Below are 22,807 nucleotides of genomic sequence, written 5' to 3'. Positions count from 1 at the left end.
GGAAAGTGATGGATTCACGTTCCCGTCCGGGGTTCCGGAAACCGCGAACTGCTGACGCTGTTAAAGTGAGACTGGCGTGCTATGATCAAGAGAACTTTATCAGAATCTGCTTTTGTTCGTTTTGAATCGAAGGTTACATCATGAATCACTTGAGACAGGTACGAGACCTGGTGAATGGTTTGGCGCTGATCGGATTGCTGCTGGTATCAATTGGATGTGAAAAAGGGCCCGATCGGCCCGTAAAAATTCCAAAGACGATCAACAATGGCCGCATCAGCGGTACTTCTGAGGTGAAAATAGACCTCTCCGATGACTCCCTGCATCTCTTCCCGACTGATACCAAGGTTACCTGGCTGAATATTTCTGATAACTCTCTTTCTGAATTATCGCCTGAAATTGGAAATCTCAAGAATCTGACCTGGTTGAATGTCTCTGACAACAGTATTCGCTATTTACCAGATGAAATCGGAAATCTCAGTCAATTGAAAGAACTGGATCTGTCGGAAAACAAACTCATGCGGCTGGATCCGGAATTTGGTCAGCTATCGAGTCTGGAAAGGCTGAACCTTTCCAGCAACTGGCTCAAAACGCTGCCTCCTGAATTTGGGATGCTGGAAAACCTGCGCGATCTCAATCTCGATTCCAATTCCATAGCCTCACTGCCTCCGGTATTCGAAAAACTCCATCAGTTAAACAGCCTCTCTATGAATGGTAATGAGATGGTTACGGTGACGGATTCCATTGGAGGCCTCAAAAAACTGCGGTATCTGTATGCCCTCAAAAACAGGATCAAAGAACTTCCGCCTCAGATCGGAAATCTGGAAAACTTAGAGACGCTCGATCTCAGAGAAAATCAGATCGAATTCCTGCCTTCTGAAATTGGAAATCTCAGGAATCTGAAGAGACTGGATTTATTTAAGAATCATCTCACTTCTCTGCCACCTGAAATCGGAAAGCTGAAAAACCTGAAGGATCTGGACCTGATGCATAACGATCTCACCTCGCTGCCAAAAGAGTTTGGGGACCTCACGGGTTTAGAGAAACTGTCGCTGCAAAACAATAATCTGACATCCATTCCCGCCTCAATCATTCGGCTTAAAAAGATCCCTGAACTTTATCTCCAAAGCAATCAACTTAGTTCACTCCCACCGGAGTTTGGCAATCACCTGTCTCTGGGAGGGCTTTTTCTGGATCAAAATCAATTTACTTCGATCCCGCCGGAAATCTGGAAACTCCAGAATCTGGAGAGGCTCTCTTTCGCTGATAACCAGATCACTGAGCTGCCTGCCGAAATCGGACGTCTCAAGAAATTGAGGTCTTTAGACCTGATTGGAAATCCGATCAAACAGCTACCACCGGAAATCAGTCAACTGACCAGTCTGAGCTCATTTTCGTTTGATGATCCGACTCTCTCTGACCTGAATCATCTGAAGCCACTTAAGAATCTGGAATACCTGAGTTTTGGTTTTCATGGAACGCTGAAAGTAGACTCCAACGAAATCAAAAAAATGTTTACAAACTGTAAAGTCAGATTCAACAAATATGAAAAATAAAACTCGTTAACGTGACCAGCGAAAGCTTTACGCCGATTCTGTATCGGGTTCCAGAAACCGCAGATGATGGGCGGCGTGGGTCGTATAAACCTTTTCCAGGGTTTCGGGATCGAGGCGGCCGAAACCGGGATGGGGGGCATAGGGTCCTGGATGAGCTTTGTAGCGGGTCACGCTTGCTGCGGATTTTTCCGCCTCAATGGCGTCATCCAGATCACCGGACGGGACAAAGATCGGAGACGTGGGAATGCCCTCGCCCAACCGATATACGCCAGTTCCAAGGAATTTCTGGACGATGTTTTTCGACTGAATGGTGATGAAGTATAGTCATAGTGATTCCCTCTCTCAACTTCGTCGCTTTCTGATTTACCAGTCAAACATCTCCTCTCCGCCAATCCGGACATGACTGGCATTGAGTTGAAAAGCGACTCCTGCAGATATCTGGCTGTTAAACAGGTCAATGCGTTCCAGATTGGAATAACGATTGAGCATTAAGAGATCGTCATCCTTTGAAACTGAGCTCAACCCCGTTATACGGAACTCTTTCAGTTGAGGGGGCTGCTTCGAAATATAATCCAGACAGTCCGCATCCAGATCACAGAATTCAAACGTGATCTGCCTTAAGGACCGGGGAAGAAATTGTACGGGGATACGCGACTTATCACGCAGAAATTGGAAATCACTCAGCTCAATTTTTTGCAGTTGAGACAATGGAGGCACGGTTAAAATTTTCCAGGGATCAACCGGATGTTGCTCTGTATCTTGACTGGCTCTGAGCGAGAGGCTGAGCAGCTCAGGCGGAAGCAGTCGATTGAGCATCTCCGGTGCCGGTCCGGGGTATGTCAGCAGTGAAAGGTGCTGCAATCTCGGGTTGGCTTTTATACGAGGCAACTCCTCTTTGCTTTTCTTGAGATCGACTCCGTTCACTGTCAATGACCGCAGGGTAGGGAGCGCCGCCAGACGCACAATCATCGCGGGTTCTATCGTACCAGATACACTATTCACCAGTTTTAACTCTGACATGGTTTTCAGCTGGTCCAACTGCTGCAATTCCGGCTCTCCCACACGCAGAACTGAGCCACCCATCGAGCAGAAAAAACGTTCCAGATAACGCTCTGAATTTATGCTCCCGAGGGTAACGCGCATATCACAGTTTAGATTCGCGAACATTTTCAGTTCGGCCAGGGAGACCATTTCCAGATCAATCTGTTTCAGTTTTGAGTCCACAGGGGGTAACGGCTGAGAGATCCTCAGATCCTCGTTCGAGCATCCCAGCACCACCACTTTTTCCAGGGACGGATGTTGCAGCAGAGCTTCGAACGAAGACGTTTCCAACTGACATTCCCGGATCGTGAGTCGTTTGAGTTGCGGCAGATGCAGCAAGCCTGCCGGATCGAAATGCACATTGCACAGCGACACTTCCTGCAGTCGATTGAGTCTGTTGAGTCGGGAAAAGTCAATTCGCGCCGGTTCGACACGAGACTGACCGGGGAAGGTAAATAACGTTGGCCCGAAAAAGGTGAATGATTCCAGACTGAGCTGCCGATTGATCTCTTCCAGATCGTCAGCAGTGAACGGGCGACTGTCCCGCGTTAACTGTAAACGCAAGTGCTTCAATTGCAGTCCGTCCAATACCGGGAACAGCTGTGATTGTAGATTCACTGCCATATCGAGCTGCAGAATGGGGCTGACCGGTGTCACGGGAAGAGAATTGCCGTCCTCAGTCAGCTGCAGAATTTCCACCGTCAACTTTTTTAAGTGAGGCAAAGTCAGGAGCCGCCGATATTCAGCGAATGCTATTGCTCCCTGATCGCTAGCTGACGATGCCTCAAACCGAATGCAGAGTTCATTCAGTTGTGTGAACTGGCTTGAAATCGCTTCAGACCCCAGAGCGTCAAAGGCCTGTGTGGTCAGCCGCAGGGACTCCAGTTCACGCAGTGCCAGCAGTTTTTCCGAAACACTTTCCTCCTTGATTCTCGCGAGATTGACGCCAATCACCCGACCATCGCGTAATTCGAAACCACTGCTGATGATCCCCCCCGTGTCTGACAGGCACCAGTCCATCTCAACCGGTGCCGGCCTCTGCTCGGAGCAGTTTGTGCTGAGGAACAGCAAGTTCGCCAGTATGATTAAGTTGTATCCGAAGCGTGGTCGTCGCATCTGCACCATAACAGGGCTTTCTACTACTCGGACCATCTGAAGCGTTGCTATCTCTCATGCAAAGATTCTGGATGCTGTTTTAATTTGAGCCACATCCATTGGGAAGCTGGTTCCTCTCCCCACAACACCAGCTTACACGAACGCCTGAATCGATTTCACCCAGAAAATTATTCTTTGCCTCCAGAATCCAGGAATATGAGGCACTGAGTGTAAGATGAGGCTATTCGATTGTCTTGAGAAATAGAACAATCGTTCTTGACTGTGTAGATCTTGCTGTTTCTGAAAAGGATCTTTCAGTAGAGCCTATTCTTCCATATGGAAAATAAGCACCGCCCCGTCTTCTCCTCCGCCGACTGCAAGTTGTTTTCCGTCTGCTGACCAGTCAAAAGTTTGAACCGCACTCAACTTGAAATCCCGCTTTTTGTTTAAATCAAACAAGTAGAAGGAGTTCTCATGACCTGCAATGAAAGCGCAAAGTGGTTGTCTACCTGGTGCAAAATGTATATCTCGAGGAGTATCTTCATATTTAAGGTTTTTTACTCGAACGGTTTGCATATTTTTACGATTCCAGATTTGGATAATCCCACTCAGAGAACCAGCAGCAATATAGGAACTATCTGGAGAAATACAAACTGTATTCAACTGACTGAAAATATTGGAAATTCGCTGGTCTTCAAAATTAATTTTCGTAATTGGAAGTGTTTTGATTTTTTCCAATGGGTCAAGTTGAAAGACATCAACTACTCCCGAGATGCTGTTCTTTACTTCGCCAGATTTATCATATTTAAATTCTCCCGAAACACCGCTAACCACGGCGTATTTTTCATCCGCAGATAGATCTAGTGCCCCCCGATAAACCATAGTTATATTATTATAGAGTTCCTGTCTCCCTTTACTGGTTTTTCTAAGAACTTGTGTTTTCTGAGAACCCGGATTCAAATACCCTTTAAATAATGTGGCATCCCAGTCAGTCACCAGAAATTGCCCATTTTGATAATATGCAACACACATGATGTATCTGGGAGCATCCAGTTTTAATACTTTTTCTGTCTCAATATTGATTTCTTCTAAAAACGAAGGAACTGAACCTGACGCCTGCACTTCATCGGTAACATCGATCAGCGCAGATTGTACACGCAGGAGAGACTTGCCATCTGGAGACAACCTCAGATCTTGAGTTGAACGGTAACGATAGGGAATCGTTCCCTGTAACTCTTTCGATTTTGAAAAGATTGTAGTCTGTTTCATTGAACGCGGATCTATCACAAACGCACCAACTTTATGAGACCAGATGAGTAACTTCGATCCTTCGGCGTCCCATTCCAGACAAGGCAGATCCCCCATTCCATCTGACAACTGGACTTTTCCAATAAGTTTTTTCTGGTCTATCTGCCAGATTGCCAGTAATCCTTCACTGTCTACAGCTGCCAGTTCGTTGCCGGATTTTGAAAAGCAGACAGCAATAACGTCGTTCAATCCCCCGTGCAAGAGAGTCTGCGGGGCTAACTCCTGTGAGGTCTGGCCGTAACTGACATGAATCAAGTTACATAGGAAACTGCCCATCAATACACAAACAGCTACGGGCAGCGAAGAAGGACACCGATCCATGCCTTAAGCCTTTCCTGGCTCATCAGTTCATGCTTCAAAAGAATATTCTCTAGTCACTACATTTAGAGTTCAGACGTAATCGTGTACAGAGCACCTACAGTTTGTAGCGCAGACCAGCGAATCTGTCAAGAACCTTTTGATTCAGAGACTTCGAAACGAGGTTCCAGAAACCGCAGGTGATGGGCGGCGTGGGTGGTATAAACCTTTTCCAGGGTTTCGGGATCGAGGCAGCCGAAACCGGGATGCGGGGCATAGGGTCCCGGATGGGCTTTATAGCGGGTCACGCTTGCTGCGAATTTTTCCGCCTCAATGGCGTCATCCAGATCACCAGACGGGACAAAGATCGGAGACGTGGGAATGCCTTGCGGGGAATCGCCTTTCAGCAGACGGGGTAATAGAATGCGGCGCATCAATGGTCGCAGCGGTGCAAACAGGGAGAGCCAGAGTGGATAGCCGTCGACACCCGGATCCTGCACCAGGGTCAGATGCCTGCAGACCTGGGCCAGATTCCACTTGCCCCGCTGCGTGTAACCGGTCTGCAACAGCGACTCAACTTCGGCGACGGCGTCTTCCAGGTGGTGAAACTGCAGCTCCCGCAGGTCGTTGATCATCTGAGTTCTCTCTGTTGTTTCGCGTGATGTTTCTATATCGAATTTTGCTGCCGACAGACGTCGTGGCTACGTTCTGTTTGTGAGTTGTAGTATACTTTTTCGAACAGGGAATACAGAAGTCATTGCATTAGATTCTTTGATTTTTTTACCACGTAAAACATGAAAACACACGAACATGCTCGCTTCGCAGGCGTGTGCGATTCTTCTTCTCTCCGGATTCTGAAAACCATGATCACCACCCGCGATGCTACCCTGGACGATCTGCCTGCGATTGTGGATATTTATAATGAGTCGATCCCCGCCGGTACCGCGACGGCGGATACGAAGCCAATTACGGTTGAGAGTCGGCTGCAGTGGTTCGCGCAGTTCTCCCCGGAGAAACGACCGATCTGGGTCGCGGAAGATGAGGCGCGCCAGATCGTGGGCTGCATCTATGTGACTTCGTTTTATGCCGGTCGGCCCGCGTATGACAAGACCGCGGAAGTCAGTCTGTACCTGTCGAACTCTCATCAGAAGCAGGGACTGGGAACGTTTCTGCTGCAGAAGATGATTGACGCCTGCCCGGCGCTCGGAATCACCACTCTGGTGGGCATGCACTTTGATCACAACGAAGGGACGCGGCATCTGAATGAAAAGTTCGGATTTGAAGTCTGCGGGCATCTGCCGGAAATCGCTGAAGTGCAGGGACAGAAACGGGGGCTGCTGATTTCGCTGTTGCGGATCCCGGCAGCAGAGTGATGCGGAATGTTCATCTCAGGTCGTCTATGGATTTCTGATAAAATCCCAATGGGAAGATTGCAACTATTCGCAGTCGTAAGGCGACCACTCCCGATGAACGTGCATGAAATGAGATATCGCCGCTGCTGGACTTCGCTGATGCAACCCGTCTTTTGTATATTTTAAACATGCCAGACTGACAAGTGCGAAACAGTGCGTGACTGGACGAAAAACTGGTTTTCCGATGCGTGAATGCGTCCCGTAAGTGTCTGACAGCGTATCGAACATGAGTGTATACAGGGAACTGTTTTTAACAAAATGGTCTGAAACAGGGAGGTTTTATGCTGATCAGATGCCTGGTTATGAAACATGTTTACTGTCGAAAATCTGTGCTACGCGCGCGACGCATAACCACGGAGTTTCGACAACGGCGCGCGTGGGTCAAGTCGAATCTGATCGCTGAACAGGCGGCAGCAGTGCTCAGTTGACTGGTTTCTCTTTCCAGAGCTTCCAGTAGTTTTTGATGCGATGGGCGAACGCTTTGGGTTTTTCTGCGAAGATACGATCCGCCAGTTTGAGTCCTGCTGACTGCAGGTCGTGTCTCTGCTGTCGAATGAGCGTCAGTAGTTGCTCAACATCGGCTGAAGTACCGAAGGTCTCGGGTTCTCCGGTGAAGACCTGTGTCATAACCGCCAGGTCGTGGTCGTCGCCGAGATAATCGTTGAGTTCATCGAGTTCCGCCTGGCGCGCGGAAAGAATCGTCGGCCAGACTGCGTTGAGCAGTCGGATATGATACAGGTGGTATTTGCTGCGTTTGCGGCATTCGTGAAACAGCTCATCGCTCGGACTCTGATGCAGCTGTGTCAATGCCTCTACGCCGCGTTGATAGTTCAGTTTCAGGCCCGCTTTGAGTACTTTGGTAGAGGCGCCTTTGATCTTCCAGTTTTCGACCAGTTGCTTTGCCTGCTGCAGCTCTGAAGAAAGCTGTTTCAGTTCCTGGTCGAGGTCGACCCATTCGTCGACGACTTTCTGTTTACGCGTTTGCAGGCGATTCTCGAACTCTGCAAACAACGCGGAATAAGCGGGGTCAGGATAACGCTCCTGCAGAGACTGCAGCGATTCCAGCAGAGATTCTGCATCGCGAATCCGCGAGAGTCGGCGGCCGGCATCGCGATACCAGACATTGACAGTGGTGTATTCATCCCCCAGACCACTACGGACGAGACGAACCAGGCCGCGCAGTTTCTTGAAGCGTTTGCGAACTTCATGGATGGCGTAATGGCGGTTCTGCTCCGGGTCCTGCAGAATCTGAATCGCCTGGCTCAACTGCTCGCCGGCAATCCGACGGACGCCTGATGCCAGCGATTCCTGTTGCTTGAACTGATAACCCATCTCTTAAATCCATATCTGAACTGGTAAGGCAGGACTGAAGTTATTTCCGCCGTCGAGGGAAACATCTGTTTGATAAAGGGGAACAGAATGTATTTTCAATTTATCATAATCGATCTGCAAATTTAACCGATATGCCCCTGTCAAGATGTCACTCTGAAGAATCAGAATCCATGATTCTCTTCTCGGACGCTGATTCAATCCAGTGCATCACGATGACGATCAGGATGCCGGAAATTGTAAAACCGCTGATCACAGGAATTACCGTGCCGTTATAACTCAGACCGATCAGAATGCCACAGGGAACAGAGATCAACGTGGAGAGGGCCCCCATGACGGCCGCTCCCACACCGGCGATATGTCCCAGCGGCTCCATCGCCATCGCATTCAGATTTCCATACATGATACCGAAACAGAAGAGGGTCACCATCATATAAGCCATCAAAGTCCATAGCGGAGGCTGACCGCCGACGGAGAGCACGTACAGAAAAAACAGGAGCGAAAGAACGGTGGAAATCCGCTTCGACCAGCGGGACAGACTCTGCATGCCAAACCGCATGACCAGCCTGCCATTGGCAAAGGAAGCACTGCCGATACAGAGTGCCAGGACAGCAAAGTAGAGCGGAAACAGCGTTCCCAGCTGATATTGTTTCTGAAAGATCTGCTGCGCCGAACTTAAGTATCCCAGAAACGCGCTGGAGATAAGCCCGAGTGAAATCGTATAGCCGATGGAAACCCGATGCGAACAGACTTCCCGGATTGCGTTTTTGATTCGAGTCAACGAAAAGGGAATGCGGCGTTCCACCGGCAGAGTTTCCGGCAACCGGGTTGCCAGCCAGACCAGGGTAATAATCCCGCAGGCTAACAGTGCTGCAAAGATGGCTCGCCAGTGCGCCACCATGAGAATCCCCTGTCCCAGCGTCGGTGCAATCGCGGGGACAAAAATAAATATCGTCATGACAAATGACATCACGCGTGCCATCTGGGGGCCTTCGTATTGATCACGGACGATGGCCACAATCACACACCGGGGGGCAGCCAGGCCCAGTCCCTGGAGAAAGCGTCCGGCCAGCATGACTTTCAGATCGGTGGAAAACAGGCAGAGCAGCCCCCCTGCGAGGAAGAGAGCAAAACCGAGATACAGGGAGGGTTTTCGCCCCGTGGTATCAGAAAGAGGACCGTAAATACCCTGTCCGAAGGCAAGTCCCAGAAACAGGAATGAAACGATTAATTGACTGTCATTCGCTTGAGAGGCTCCCAGTTCCTTACCGATTTCGGTTAAGGCCGGCAGCATGGCATCGATCGACAGCGCCACCAATGACTGCATCAATGCCATCAGAGCGACGAATTCGCGAAAACCAATCGTCACAGGTTTCTGTTGTAATTCGGGAGTCAGCAATGTACGAAAACGATCTCAGCAATAGTGATGTTAGACTGTGCCCAGTTTTACTGTCGCGTCTCCAGGGCCATTTGGCCCGAGTATCATAGATCGAGAGACGCCCTGGTTAAATACGACGCGTTCTAGAAGCGGGAGCATCAGGAGAATCATAGCGTGTCCCCTGTCGGTCGGAAACCGCGGTCCTGTTCCGTTCTGAAAATGTTCCTCTTGCCGAATTGCAGGGGAAGATTTATCTTTCGCTTTCCAAAACCTTTTTATTCAACCATTCACATAATGAGAAATACCATGGATAGTGCAGAAGGCTGGCGTTCGATTCTGGAAAACTGGCCGGCTGCGATCCCCAAAAAGGGGATTGTCGTCACCACTTACCAGGAATCAATTCCCTTTCAGAATTTCCTGATGTCGAGTTCGGTCGTGATGTTCGAACGGGACAAACCCGACTCTCTCGGGGCACGAAAAGTAATGCTTTCCTATAGTGCGATCTGTGCCATCAAACTGACTGATCCGGTAGAACTCGCCCGTTACCAGGTGATGGGATTCCAGCCGTCAACGTAGGGCTTGTCAGACTTGAAATGAAATGCTTGCAGCGATGGTCCGCACGTTCGCTGGCGTGCTCGTTTACAGACTGCGCTCCCGAACGATTACGTCACCGCCATCCAGCGCGAGAGCAGAATCGTGGGCAGCAGGAGCGCCGCGGTGAGGATGGCATACTGCGGATTGGCGGTCCAGACGAATACCAGAATCGCGTTCAGCATCACATAAGACATGAGCATGGTTTTGACGGCGATCTGAACGTTCTGCGGTACCGGATTAAGGATTGCCTGCACCAGGCGGCGATTGATGGTCAGCGCGACGACCCCCAGAGCCGCCAGAACCATCGACAGATTCGTTTCGCGCGGCCAGGGATAAGTGGCCAGCATCCAGGCGAGCGCCCCCAGACCGGAATTGATAACCAGCAGACCGCCAATTAAATGACCGCGATGACTGTCCTTCGCCTCCATGCGGGCGAACCAGGTCAGCCCCACAATAAACAGACCAAGTGCAGCAGCGATGCGTAACTGTGGTTTCACCCAGAGATTGATTTCGCGGGCGACGGCGCTTGCTCCCAGCATGACATTCAGAAAACGACAGATGCCCATCATCAGCGGAGCGAGAAACGTATTTTTCAACAGCATATCATAGCCGAGGATCGCGACGACCAGCAAGCTGGCGACGATCAGACTTTGCGTGCCAACGGTCTGGGCAGCTCCCACGCCGGCAAGCATCAGCAGGCCTCCCAGCGTCGCTGCTTTCTGAGTCGAGATGCGCCCACTGGGGATGGGACGTGAAGGTCGTTCTGCTGCATCAACCTTACGGTCGAATACATCGTTGAACACCATCCCCGAGAGATACAGGCTGGCCGAGGCGATCAGCAGTAACGCAAACGAGATGGGGGGCGAAAACGAACCATGCGTCAGCAAAAAGCCGAGAATGATATCCGACATCGCTGTAAACACAGCGGGCAGACGCATCAACTGAAAGTAGGCAAGCAGGGTTTTCATACGACCTACGATTCTTCCGCAACCGTGTCGGCCCATTGTTCCAGCTGCTGATACTGGCGTTCAAACTCGGGGGTCGTTGCCTGCATCGGGCTTTTGTAAAACGAGCTTAAATGGGTCATGACACCCGACTTGTTTCCGCGACGCCATTCGCGTTCGGTAAAGCGAACCATATCAAGCATCAAAGGAGCCGCCAGAATGGAGTCGGTCCCCTGCCAGGTAAACTGCAGGGCCATTTTGGTATCGAGGAAGCCTTTGAAATGGATGTGATCCCAGGCGGTTTTCCAGTCGCCCATGGATTCAATGTATTCGATCGAAACCAGTGTCTGTGGTTTGTAACCCAGAATTTCGGTCAGCAGGTGATCTTTGGAGACAACCTTGTTGGATTTGTTGATCGGATCATCCAGCACTTTGCCGTCCAGGTTCCCGAAGATGTTATGTCCGACCCAGCTCATGACATTCAGATTGCGATGCGCGAACATGGGAGCGAGCACACTTTTCATCAGCGTCTCACCCGTTTTGCCGTCGCGGCCGGCATGCAGCACCTGTTTTTCTTCTGCCAGTTCAATCAGCGCCGGCAGATCGGTGCCTGCGGATGGGGTGAAGTTCAGATGCGAACAGCCTGCGTTCATGGCGGCAATCGCGTATAAGGCACTGGCGGGAACCGGAGATGTCACTGCTGTCGCGAGTGACTCTTTCAGTTCTGCGAGGGTCAGTGATTTGGCAGATTCATCAACGGGAGGTTCGGTAGAAGCCAGATTGACCACAACAACGTGGGCCAGATCATGCTGCTTCTGGAATTCGCTGATATCATTGGAAAGTCGTTTCAGAGTTTCCTGCAGAGATTCGGTATCGAACTTTCTGACGGCATCCCCGGCCAGAGAGCGAATTGTATCGCCGACATGAATCAATGTACCCGGCTTGACGTTCTGATCGTAAGCTTTGAGGTCTTCTTCAACGGCCTGCAACAGTGCGGGATGAAAGACGCCGGAATTTTCACTGAAATACCGGGCGGCTTCAACAAATGAGGTGTCGCGGATTTCGTGGCCGCCGACGACAAACTGGTCCCAGCTTTTGAGATTCAGTTTTTCGAAATAGGGATTTTCTGAAACAAGACCACTGGTCCCGGTCAGTCCCTGTTTGAGTGCTGATAGTCCGACTGCGGCGGTCGTCGAGACTCCGCCCCATGCGCCGATGATCCAAATCCCGATACGTTGTTGCGTCATGATGTTGCCTGAAACTGATATTTCTGAATTCAATTGAAACGGGTGATTTTCGAAGGTGGGAGCAGGACAGATCGAAGCCTGCCTGACCTGTCGTTGTACAGACTCCCCTGCTGTTTTCTGTTGAGTATTATTTCCAGAACCGGTTTTCAGGAAGATCGCCGGTCAGGAAACATAATAAAATATGTTTATGATTATAGGTCTCTGGTGGCAGTTCACAATCAAAGAAATGATGATTGCGGAGAAGAATTTCCGCCTCTCCGTGATAAAGTCATAAAATCAAGTGTTTGCGAGGGTCTGGTCGATCCAATCCATCAAAGCTGCTTTAAAGTCTTCAATCGTGGAGAAGGCTGCTTCTTTGGTTTGATCCAGCAGGCCGGGATCTGTGACTTCGGCCTGTGCGAAATAATAAAATTTAATTTTGGGCTCGGTCCCTGAAGGTCGTACCCCCAACTGCACCGTCAGCGGCGATCCCTCGGCCCGGGCTTCCAACATCAGAACATTTCCCTTCGGTTTCGAAAAGGTCTCAGTCACCGTATTTTCGGGTAATGACCGGATTTCCAGATCCTGATAGTCCCTGACTAATGTAAATTTGAGTTTTCCCATTTTCTCGGGAGGCGTATTGCGAAAGGCTTTCATCAGTTGTTTGATCTGCTCATTTCCCGAGGAACCTTTGCAGGTTTTGGAGACCTGACCTTCCAGATGAAACCCGTGTTCACGATAAAGCTCATCCAGGCGATCCAGCAGCGTTTTGCCTTCCGCTTTGAGTTCGGCTGCCAGTTCACAGGCCCAGAGGGCAGCAATCGCCGCGTCTTTGTCGCGACAGTATTCGCCTGCCAGGTAACCCAATGATTCTTCGGTTCCGAACACAAATTTGTCCGGTCCTTCCTCGTCCATGGTCTCTGCGATGTATTTGAAACCGACGAGCAGGTTATTGATGATCCGCACATTGGCTTTACGGGCGATGGCGGCGATCAACGGAGTGGTGACAATCGTCTCGACCACAAAGTGCTGTGGCGAAAGCGTGCCGGCTGCCTGGCGTTTGCGGAGCACATAATCGGCGAGCAAGGCACCAACCTGGTTCCCTGTCAGATGAATAAATTCACCCGCACCATTTTTGACACAGACGCCCATGCGGTCGGCATCGGGATCGCTGGCGAGGATGATTTCGCCGCCGGTCTGTTTTGCCTGTTCAATCGCGGGTTGATAGACTTCCGTCCGTTCGGGGTTCGGAAGCTGGTCGGGAACATTCGGAAAATTTCCGTCCTGTGCACACTGGGGTTCATATCGCTGAATTCCGGTGAAACCTGCCTGCTGCAGCACCTGATACACGGACGCTTCTCCCACGCCATGCAGGGGTGTGAAGTACCCCGTGAGATCGCGATTGTCTGAATGACTGTGACTCACAACCGAGCTGCGATATTTAGAGGCGATGTCTTCATCAATCAACTGGATCAGGCCCTGCTCGACCGCCTGATCAAAATCGAGCAGCGGGATCTCGGTCGCCTGGTAGACTTCGTCAATAATGCCCTGATCGTGTGGCGGCAGAACCTGCCCCCCGGTCGACCAGTAGGCTTTGAAACCGTTATCGGAGGGAGGATTATGTGACGCGGTGATCATCGCACCGACGTCGCAACCACACTCGCGGACGGCGAAAGAGAGTTCCGGTGTGGAGCGGGAGGTTTTAAAGAAATAGACGGTCAAGCCGTGCCCTGCGAGCACACTGGCTGCAATGCGGGCAAAATGAGAGGAGTTGATTCGCGAATCATGGGCAATCGCCGCTTTCCCTGTTTCTTTGCCGGAAAACTTTTTACTGTAGGCAGCCAGTCCATGCGCGGATTCTGCAATCGTGCGCTCGTTGATGGTCGCGGAACCGAGTTCACTCATCAGTCCGCGTCGACCGCCGGTCCCGAAAGGAATGACTTCCCAGAAACAGGTATCGAGCTGCTGAAAGTCTTTATCCTCGATCAGTTTCAGCAGTGCAGGCTGATACGGAGCATATTGGGGTTCCGTCACCCAGCGTTTGAGATTTTCGAGAGCTGACTCTGAGAGTTTTTTCCCGGCGACAGCAGAACGAGCGAGGTCCATTGCCTGCGTGGAATCAATAGAGGGAGAAGGCTGGTTCATCCTGTAACATTTTCCGTATTCGAGAACGCGGGTTCTTATTTCGTATTGGTAACTGAAGCGGGTTTGAGTTTTATTTCTGAAAAACTCCTGACCCGGAAGAATTTTCTGTCGGAGTGTCCGTTTCTGGAATCAGGTCTGAGCAGAAACCAGACATTGGCAGTACGGGCTTTCTCTTCCCTGACAGGATAAAGCCAGAGCCAACTGAAAAAGATCACACTTTCCGGACCTCCAGTAGATTGTAGAATGAAAAACCCTGTGAGCCAACCCTCACGCGAAATCCGGTTCCAGGAGTACCCGAATCAGATGAAAAGTCGGATTACAACGAATGTATCAGCTGACCGATTCAGCCCGAACAGGCCGACACACTGAATCTTTGCCCAGAAAGGCAATTTTCGAACGTTAAGACTTTGCCAGTTTTTGGTTTCCCAACGATCAAGTCCTTGATTCCCCATCCTAACAGTGGCAGAATAGGTGAATTAAAAGGGTGTAGCACAATTCAGGTTACACCAATCTTGATTTCAGAGTCACGAGAACAGAGGAGGGAATTCTCCCAATATTGGTTTCCTGATTCTCTCGATTCCGCTCTAATGTCCTGATCCATGATGAACCTGCATGTAAAACGAAATTAAGGTAGCACTATGAAGTTTGTTGAAGGTCATACTGTTGGCGTTGACTTGGGAACCACCTATTCAGCAATTGCACAGCTTGACAGTGATGGTCAGCCCATTTCCCTGAAAAATACGGACGATCGCTCGATTACTCCTTCAGTTGTTCTGCTGGGAGAAGAGGGACGTGTCGTTGTCGGGCCTTCTTTTGAAAGAACGGCCATTGAAGACGATCCTTCCCGTATTATCGAAGCAGTCAAACGTCATATGGGAGATGACAACTTTTATGTTGTCTACCAGGAAAAGAAACTGACCGCGGAATTTCTGTCTGCCTTGATTCTGAAAAAGATGAAGCAGGATGCAGAAAAAGAAATCGGGCCGATTGCCAATGCCGTGATTACGGTTCCTTACTACTTCAACGATGTGCGTCGTAAAGCCACTCAGGATGCCGGACGGATTGCCGGGCTGAATGTGATCGATATTATCAATGAACCCACCGCGGCGACGCTGGCTTATGCCTGGAAACGGGATGAGCTGGGGAACCCGGATGCCATGCCCGATGGCGATCGAACGATTCTCGTGTACGACCTCGGTGGTGGTACCTTCGACGTCACCATTGTACGTTATTCTCCCACACAATTCCGCGTGCTTGCCACAGACGGGGATGTGATGCTGGGGGGACTCGACTGGAGTCAGCGAATCGTGGATCATGTGGCTGAACAGTTCATGAAGAAATTCGGCAGCGATCCCCGCCAGGATCCTGTCACGCTGCGAACCTGCGTGCAGGAGTGCGAAGACGCCAAACGCGAATTGAGCCACAAAGCTCAAACCCCGGTCTCCATTTACCACAAAGGCAATACTTTGACGGTGGCATTGACCCGTGGTGACTTCGAACGCATGACCGCCGACCTGTTACAGCGAACACGCGACACAACCGAGCTGGTCATGCAGCAGGCGGGTGTGGAAAAAGGACAGCTGGACGACGTCGTACTGGTCGGTGGTTCGACATTGATGCCTGTTGTCGAAGAGATGCTGAAAAAGGTGTGTGGCAGCGAACCATCCCGGACCATGAACCCCGAAGAAGCGGTCGCCCAGGGCGCTGCAATCCACGCTGCCATTCTGGAAGCCCGTGCCACCGGCGGAGAGAGCCGAATGGCACAGGCAGTCATCAAACGATTGCGGAGCGTCAGTACTGCTGATGTGAACTCACACTCGCTGGGCGTCAAAATTACTGACCCCCATGATCGCACCCGCAAAATCAACCATATCATGATTAAACGCAATACGGAAATTCCCGCGAGTGTCAGTCAGAAATTCGTGACGACTTCCGAAAACCAGCAGCGGATTCACGTGATTATCCTGGAAGGAGAAGCCAGTGACCCTGATGCCTGTTCGACGATCGGCGATTTCCGTATTCTGAATTTACCCGCCAATCTTCCCAAAGGCTCTCCTGTTGAAGTGACCTATCGCTATGATGCCAACGGTCGAATTCATGCTTCTGCTCGAGAACTGACAGGCAATAACGAGTCGGCGACCGAGATTGTCCGTGACTCTGGTCTGGACGTTGAAGGAGTGGACCGCTTTGAACTGCTGGCAAAAGACTACCTGGTTGAGTAATGTCTCAAGGATGTGTGCAGAGAATTCGTTCGAAGCTCTCTGCACACGATGATTTGAATCGCGACTGAGACCGTGTCATACTGAAACTGTTACACTTCGATTATGATCTAAGAGCAAGGAGTCCTCTGAGGTGGCAATAGACGTCTATAAGGATTGGCTGGGAATACCGGAAGGGGAGCGACCTCCACATCATTATGACTTACTCAGACTGGTCAAATTTGAGGATGATGAAGAAAAAATCAGGGCGCACTATAAAAAGCTGAATGCCCATGTGCGCAAGTATGCCTCGGGAAAATACTCTGTTGAATCACAGGAACTGCTGAACGAGCTGGCCAAAGCCATGCTCTGCCTGACCGACCCCGAGCGAAAACACGAATATGATGAAAGCCTGGGTCGTGAATTTGATGAGGATGAAGATACCGGCCCCAAATCGGTAGAACAGATCCTGGTGGAACAGGGACACATCGATAAAGACCAGGCAGCAGAACTGAAGGAATTTGCGGAAAAACGGGGACTGACTACCAGGGACGCCGCCGTCCAGATGCGGTTTGTCAATGCTGAGACAGCGACGCAGGCCATGGCTCGCTCAAAGGGAATGCCTTATATCGATCTCGAAGAAACAATTCCCGATAACGGAATTCTCCTGCAGCTTCCGCAACAGATGGCTAAGCGAAATACGATTCTCCCCCTCTTCATCGACGATGACATGCTGCTTGTCGCATGTGCAGACCAGCCGACACATGAACTGGAAGACGATCTGCGGATGCGGTACCAGGTTCCTGCCCGCTGGGTTCTGGCCATGCCACGTTCCATTAATACCGGGATCACCAAATACTACGCTGCGGCAGAAGAGCAGGACGACGAAGCGCCAGTTTCTGAAGACGCAGCCACGAACACCAAATCCCAAAAAGCTGCCAAGCCAGAGAAAAAGGCAGTAAAAAAGAAACCGCAACGGGGCGGGACACAGCTGACTGCAGAAGAATTGAAAGAGAAGAAAATGCTGGCCTTCATTTTTTGTGGCTGGACTTTCTGCGGGGCGATCCTGATCGATCAGTTCATTCTCAAGAATTATGTGTTTCCCCAGACCTGGCCGTGGCACTTCATGCTCACAACACTCGTGACACCTCTGATTGCCATCTACCTGATGACGGGAATGTGGAAGAAGTAGTATCTCCCCCGGCGATCAGTCTGCGGTGTATCTTCAGCCGGGGGTGTATCTTCAGCCGGGCCGGATTTATTCCACGTCCGGTGTTTCATTGACGGGCATTTTTTCCCGGAGCTCTGCGATCAGATGCCCCAGTTTGCGGACTTCGATTACTTCGAGTTCAAATCCGAGCCAGTCGCAGACATCACCGACTTCCGGAAGATGTTCCAGCTTTTCATGGAACATCCCCGCGACCGTTAACAGTCCATCGTCGGCGATTTCATATTCCTGCTGCAGTTTGCGGCACAGATACCGCAGTGTGGTAATCCCCTCGACATGATACACGCCTGGTGCCACTTCACGTACCGGTTCCCTGCGGAGAATTCGCTTGGCACGACTCGGTTCCGGGGAGAGCAGTGTATCGATAATATCGTCGTGAGAAACAATGCCGATCGTTTCGCCGTATTCGTCAACGACAGAAGCGAAGTGACAGTCTTCTGCCTGAAAACGAGAGTACACATCGGACAGATTCGCACACCATGGCACATGAATCACCCGCTTCGATTTCTGATTCAGCATTTTTTCCGAGAATGACGAGAGTTCTGTCAGCGAGATAATACGCTCAATTTCATCGGTTTCCGTATCCCGTTTTCTTAAGATGATGTAATCCGTGTTGGGGGTGATCCTGGTCAGGTCTTCCAACTGCACGGGCATGTTAAACGTGAGATAAGTCCCGCGGGGACGCATCGCTTCTTCGACCAGAATCTCCGACAGATCCAGAATATTATGCAGGATCTGGCGTTCATGGCGGATGACTTCTTCACTGGAGCCCGAGGCATCAACGGCACGTTCCAGGTCTTCTGAATGCAGATAGGATTCTTTCTGGATGTGTGGCCAGAAGGTGCGTCGCATCAGGCGACTGATATTCTGCAGTAACGGGATCACCGGATCCAGCAGACGGACAGAAACAGCCAGAGGCCAGCTGACCAGGATCGCAATTTTCTTGCGAAACACGATCGACAGGCTCTTAGGCAGGACTTCGCCAAACAGAATTATGGCCAGCAGACTGCCTACGGTAAACACCCCGGCTGCAGCAGTCATCCCCTGGTCGGCCAGTCGCCTGGCAATCACCCCGGCGACCGCAAAATAACTCAGGTTGATCAGCAGGTTCCAGAACAGGACTGCGGTCAGCAGGCGGTCAGCATCAGCGGCTAACGCGGCCACGATCTGCTCGCTGGGCTTGCCTTTGCTGAACTGTCGCAACTCGCTCCGCGAAAGATAGAAAATCGCCGTCTCGCTGCCCGAAAAGAACCCGGAAGCAAAAATCAAAGCGAGTAACGCCAGTGATCCTGGGAACCAAATTGCAACGGTATCTATTAATGCGATCATCATGAATCAGGAACAGCCACTCTACCCTTTATCATAAGTGGTTTTTCCCAAAGCAACATCAAATTCAGACACTGCCGGAATATACATGGAGAGAACGGGAAGTCCGTAGGCAAACAGAATGGTAACCAGAACTCCCAGGGTTCCCCCTAACAGAAACGAAGTAATAGCATAAAACGTCAGAAACGGGAGCATCCAGGCTGAGATCGCCAGAGCCCGCGAAGGATTCCGGTGTGTGAGCGCTGAATGCAGAGCCGCACTGCCCACGACAATAAAGACCAGGAAGCTCTGGAGCTGCAGGGCAAAGGAGGAGCGGGCCTGCACGAGCAGGATCATGAAAATACCAATCCCGACGAACAGGAAGAACATGGTTCCCAGGCTGGCACCAATGGCGGAACGGCTGTTGTCGTAAGTGAGCCCCATATGCAGGCCCAGGACAATCGCAAAGATCATCAGCGACAGAAATCCGATCAGGGCACACATAAAACCTTCTGTGGAAAATGCGCCATGGCTGACCAGGTAGCACAAAATCAGAACGGGAATCAGAATCAGTTCTTTACTGTTAAAGAAGATCCCTCCCAGTTTTCCCAGCACAAATTCCCTGGCAGTGATATCCGTCACCAGCAACAACTCGAGTGTTTTACTGTCTTTTTCGGTGGTAATCGAGGTGACTGCCTGCGTATTGGCCAGGACCAGGCTCAACCAGGCAATTCCGGCAAATGCCAGTCCCTGTGGTGGAATCACTCCCAGGTACAAAACGCCTTCTGCAACGGCCTCTGAAGTGACTGCTGCCCAGAGTGTAAAACCAGCCAGTAGAAAATAAGCCAGTTTGATCACAAACACTTTTCGCCCGTAAGCCTTGGTCATGATCTCACGCCAGATCACAGGATTCGACCAGATGACACGGGATTTTTCTTTGACGATTACCGTTTCTGTTTCAGCTTTGGGGGTCGCTTTATAAACTGATCGCGAAGGGTTCCAGACCCGCAGCCTGAGTACGGTAAACGCTTTCAAAGCAACTCCCAGTACAAACAGACTGATCAGGGAAGGCCAGGCACTGACGGTAATCGCATTCAGGCCTGTATTGAGAGAAAGCGGATTCAAAATCTCATAAAGTGAACGAAACGGATTCAGACCGGCAATCCAGGGATACAGACTGGAACCCGCAGGCAGCAGGTTCACAATGACTTCCACGACGCCCAGAAAAACGACCATTCCGAGCACACTGATCGCCAGTGTCTGAAATGTTTTCTCCCGCCAGAACGCCACCAGGGCAGCCCAGCTGCCCGTCGCGAACACCGTGATCAGGCACAACAGTTCCATCCAGAGTATCTGTGAGAACTCGATGCCCCCCAGCAGACGCAGAAATACACAGACAGGGATCGATGATGCCAGCAGCACATAGACGATTAACAGACTCGACTGGGTTTTCCCGCTGACCAGTTCCCGGTCTTTCAGCTCGGTCATCAGCAGCAGAATCAACGTCCCACGGTCTTTTTCCTGCGCGATACTGCCGGCAGAAAACAGGAGTGTGAAAAACAGAACCAGCAATAACTGCAGAAAGGCGATCATCTGAAAAATCAGATTTCCCAACCGGGCAAATTCACCGATGGTGGTTGTCTGGATCTGCTGGGTCCCCAGAATCGTCTGGCCGGCAGTGAAGATCAGAATGAAGACAGCCGCCACATAACCGGAACGGATCAGGTAATGCTTCAGCTGACGGGGAGAAGTCAACGCTTCCCGAATAAAAATTGGATTGTTAAACAATGCTCTCGCGCCTTTTTATTCGACAGGTGACAGCAGTCAATCAGAGACACCCTTCTCTCCAAGACCGATATGTGCAACCTGATAATCTGTTGCTTTCACTATAATGTTAGACTGTGTCCAGTTTTACTGAAACGTCTCCAGGTGCATCTGGACCGTGTATACCAGGTCCAGAGACGCCATGGTTCATGGTCATACGCTCTAGATTGTTCTCTGAATGGCAAATTCTGTCAGCTCCTCCAGAATCTGTCGCGCCGGGGAAGCAGGACAATTCTGAAGCGAGTTCCGCGCCTGTTTCGCGAACTCCCGCGCCCGGTTACCGGCATAGTCAATTGCATCACTGTTTTTGATGTACTGAATAAGTCGCTGTTTGGTGTTCGGATCGGGTTGCGAGAGAATTTCCTGAATCGTGGCACGGTCTTCCGGGCTGCATTGATCCAGCAGACGAATCAGAGGCAGAGTCAGTTTTTCTTTCTGCAGATCAGACCCCAGCGATTTCCCCATCTGTTCTTCATCACCCAGCAGGTCCAGCAGATCATCGGTAATCTGGAATGCAACGCCGAGTGCACGGCCATATTCATCCATGGCCTCTACGATGCTTTCGTCGGCACTGGCATACAGGGCCCCCAGCTGAGTGCTGATGGCGCACAGTTCAGCCGTTTTTCCGTTAATGATCTCCAGGTACTGTTCTTCAGACAGTTCGTGATTTCCCCGTTCGTATATCTGAGCCAGTTCGCCTTCACAAACCAGGTTCGTCGCCCGCCCAATCAGTCGACAGGCACGGGCATCACCCAGGCTGGCTGTCAGATGGAACGCGTGTGTGAACAGGAAGTCGCCGACCAGGACGCTGGTTTCATTATTCCAGCGGGAGTTGACCGTTGCGACATGACGGCGGATGAGGGCATCGTCCAAAACATCATCATGTACGAGTGTCGCCAGATGGATCATCTCCACGACAGAGGCCAGGACATAGTGACTCTCGTTAATCCCCCCGGTTGCCGCCGCGGACAACAGCAGCAGAATCGGACGCAGTCGTTTGCCTTGAAACCGGGTAATATGCTGCAGGACATCATGAACATAAGGATGCTTCGAGCTGACTTCGCTCAAGAAGACCCGTTCTGCCTGTTCCAGCTCACCGCCAATTAACTCTTCGACACGCGCCAGCAGGTCATGTGTCGTAAGATGGTCCCCCATTACAGCCTCACCACAATATCGAATCGTTTATCCAGTTTTCGTCTGGCGGTCGGTTATTTCACAGATACGGAACAAATGACCCGGTACCCAGCTCACTATTCGCAGCCATTGTAAGCATTCTACCTGCAGATAGGAATGCAAACAGGGGGCGGTGTTTCATTTCCGGGGTTGAAATCAGACTTTCCCGTCTTCTGGGGAAGATAATCCTGTTGGACGGTTGAATAAATCGTGTGATTCATCGGCAGACAGGGACCCGTTCAGTAGGTTTCCCGGATAAAATGGCCACTCTTTCCGCCTGATTTTTCTACAAGCCGGGTCGGACCGAGCGTCATGCCTCGATCCACGGCTTTGCACATATCATAAATTGTCAGGGCGGCGATACTGACGGCAGTCAATGCTTCCATTTCCACCCCGGTTTTGCCATCCACTTTCACCGTTGCCAGAATGCGAATTGTCGTTTCATCGGGAACTTCAAAATCCAGCTGGACACTGGTCAGGCTCAAAGGATGGCATAGAGGGATCAGGTCGGCTGTTTTTTTCGTCGCCATGATGCCTGCGATACGGGCGATTTCCAGAACGTCGCCTTTGGAAATCTGGCGATCCAGAATCAGTTTTTGTGTGTGAGGCAACATGGTCACCAGGGATTCGGCGACAGCGATGCGGGCGGTCACCGCTTTGTTCCCCACATCAACCATGCGGCTGGCGCCTTCTTCATCAAAATGGGTCAAGTCAGACATCGGAACCTCTCTGGAATCCTGGCAAACAGCGAATCAGT

The 22,807-nt window shown here is 50.9% G+C and carries 18 protein-coding genes; 5 read left to right on the top strand and 13 right to left on the bottom strand.

Annotated elements, in window-relative coordinates:
* Positions 1-140 precede the first annotated feature (140 nt).
* The gene (locus tag GmarT_RS03845) at positions 141-1,553 is read left to right on the top strand and encodes a leucine-rich repeat domain-containing protein (RefSeq protein WP_002644243.1); all 1,413 of its coding nucleotides are present in this window, start codon (positions 141-143) and stop codon (positions 1,551-1,553) included.
* 27 nt (positions 1,554-1,580) lie between these two features.
* Here GmarT_RS03845 and GmarT_RS03840 read toward each other — a convergent pair whose 3' ends face one another.
* From GmarT_RS03840 to GmarT_RS03825, 4 genes are all read right to left on the bottom strand, one after another.
* Complete coding sequence (locus GmarT_RS03840; RefSeq protein ID WP_002644244.1) at positions 1,581-1,811, bottom strand: DUF1569 domain-containing protein; 231 nt, start codon at positions 1,809-1,811, stop codon at positions 1,581-1,583.
* A gap of 105 nt (positions 1,812-1,916) precedes the next feature.
* Positions 1,917-3,710, bottom strand: coding sequence for a hypothetical protein (locus GmarT_RS03835; RefSeq protein ID WP_149302434.1), 1,794 nt, complete (start codon positions 3,708-3,710; stop codon positions 1,917-1,919).
* 303 nt (positions 3,711-4,013) lie between these two features.
* On the bottom strand, positions 4,014-5,318 hold the full coding sequence (locus GmarT_RS03830; RefSeq protein ID WP_002644246.1) for a WD40 repeat domain-containing protein: 1,305 nt from the start codon (positions 5,316-5,318) through the stop codon (positions 4,014-4,016).
* Positions 5,319-5,443: 125 nt separating this feature from the next.
* On the bottom strand, positions 5,444-5,929 hold the full coding sequence (locus tag GmarT_RS03825; RefSeq protein ID WP_002644247.1) for a DUF1569 domain-containing protein: 486 nt from the start codon (positions 5,927-5,929) through the stop codon (positions 5,444-5,446).
* Between the two features lie 159 nt (positions 5,930-6,088).
* Between GmarT_RS03825 and GmarT_RS03820 the strand changes: the two genes are divergently transcribed.
* Positions 6,089-6,667 carry a GNAT family N-acetyltransferase gene (locus GmarT_RS03820; RefSeq protein WP_002644248.1) on the top strand — a complete coding sequence of 193 codons (579 nt, stop codon included), beginning with the start codon at positions 6,089-6,091 and terminating at the stop codon, positions 6,665-6,667.
* Between the two features lie 459 nt (positions 6,668-7,126).
* Here GmarT_RS03820 and GmarT_RS03815 read toward each other — a convergent pair whose 3' ends face one another.
* Both GmarT_RS03815 and GmarT_RS03810 read right to left on the bottom strand, forming a co-directional pair.
* Entirely contained in the window at positions 7,127-8,038 is a 912-nt protein-coding gene (locus tag GmarT_RS03815) for a CHAD domain-containing protein (protein WP_002644250.1), read from the bottom strand.
* A gap of 148 nt (positions 8,039-8,186) precedes the next feature.
* On the bottom strand, positions 8,187-9,434 hold the full coding sequence (locus tag GmarT_RS03810; RefSeq protein ID WP_002644251.1) for a multidrug effflux MFS transporter: 1,248 nt from the start codon (positions 9,432-9,434) through the stop codon (positions 8,187-8,189).
* Positions 9,435-9,719: 285 nt separating this feature from the next.
* On the opposite strand from GmarT_RS03810, the gene GmarT_RS03805 reads away from it, so the two are divergent.
* Positions 9,720-9,989: a hypothetical protein gene (locus tag GmarT_RS03805; RefSeq protein ID WP_002644252.1), complete on the top strand. Its 270-nt coding sequence runs from the start codon at positions 9,720-9,722 to the stop codon at positions 9,987-9,989.
* 86 nt (positions 9,990-10,075) lie between these two features.
* Here the strand turns inward: GmarT_RS03805 and GmarT_RS03800 are convergent, their stop codons facing one another.
* The 3 genes from GmarT_RS03800 to GmarT_RS03790 all read right to left on the bottom strand — a co-directional run bounded on the left by GmarT_RS03800 (position 10,076) and on the right by GmarT_RS03790 (position 14,322).
* On the bottom strand, positions 10,076-10,975 hold the full coding sequence (locus GmarT_RS03800; protein WP_002644253.1) for a UbiA family prenyltransferase: 900 nt from the start codon (positions 10,973-10,975) through the stop codon (positions 10,076-10,078).
* Positions 10,976-10,980: 5 nt separating this feature from the next.
* Positions 10,981-12,198, bottom strand: a complete 1,218-nt coding sequence (locus tag GmarT_RS03795; RefSeq protein WP_002644254.1) for an inositol-3-phosphate synthase — start codon at positions 12,196-12,198, stop codon at positions 10,981-10,983.
* Positions 12,199-12,474: 276 nt separating this feature from the next.
* Entirely contained in the window at positions 12,475-14,322 is a 1,848-nt protein-coding gene (locus GmarT_RS03790) for a phospho-sugar mutase (RefSeq protein ID WP_002644256.1), read from the bottom strand.
* Positions 14,323-14,960: 638 nt separating this feature from the next.
* Here GmarT_RS03790 and GmarT_RS03785 point away from each other — a divergent pair.
* Positions 14,961-16,544 carry an Hsp70 family protein gene (locus tag GmarT_RS03785; protein ID WP_002644259.1) on the top strand — a complete coding sequence of 528 codons (1,584 nt, stop codon included), beginning with the start codon at positions 14,961-14,963 and terminating at the stop codon, positions 16,542-16,544.
* 130 nt (positions 16,545-16,674) lie between these two features.
* Complete coding sequence (locus GmarT_RS03780) at positions 16,675-17,712, top strand: GspE/PulE/PilB domain-containing protein (RefSeq protein ID WP_002644260.1); 1,038 nt, start codon at positions 16,675-16,677, stop codon at positions 17,710-17,712.
* Positions 17,713-17,778: 66 nt separating this feature from the next.
* On the opposite strand, the gene GmarT_RS03775 is transcribed toward GmarT_RS03780, so the two are convergent.
* From GmarT_RS03775 to moaC, 4 genes are all read right to left on the bottom strand, one after another.
* Positions 17,779-19,080 carry a CNNM domain-containing protein gene (locus tag GmarT_RS03775; protein ID WP_002644261.1) on the bottom strand — a complete coding sequence of 434 codons (1,302 nt, stop codon included), beginning with the start codon at positions 19,078-19,080 and terminating at the stop codon, positions 17,779-17,781.
* Positions 19,081-19,098: 18 nt separating this feature from the next.
* Positions 19,099-20,841, bottom strand: coding sequence for an ABC transporter permease (locus tag GmarT_RS03770; protein WP_002644262.1), 1,743 nt, complete (start codon positions 20,839-20,841; stop codon positions 19,099-19,101).
* Between the two features lie 198 nt (positions 20,842-21,039).
* Positions 21,040-22,032 carry a polyprenyl synthetase family protein gene (locus GmarT_RS03765; protein WP_002644263.1) on the bottom strand — a complete coding sequence of 331 codons (993 nt, stop codon included), beginning with the start codon at positions 22,030-22,032 and terminating at the stop codon, positions 21,040-21,042.
* A 257-nt stretch (positions 22,033-22,289) separates the two neighbouring features.
* Complete coding sequence (gene moaC, locus GmarT_RS03760; RefSeq protein ID WP_002644264.1) at positions 22,290-22,769, bottom strand: cyclic pyranopterin monophosphate synthase MoaC; 480 nt, start codon at positions 22,767-22,769, stop codon at positions 22,290-22,292.
* Between the last annotated feature and the right edge of the window lie 38 nt (positions 22,770-22,807).

The sequence above is a fragment of the Gimesia maris genome, assembly GCF_008298035.1.
Taxonomy (GTDB): domain Bacteria; phylum Planctomycetota; class Planctomycetia; order Planctomycetales; family Planctomycetaceae; genus Gimesia; species Gimesia maris.
The sequence above is the reverse complement of the archived record's forward strand: the minus strand, read 5'-3'. Positions and strand labels throughout refer to the sequence as shown.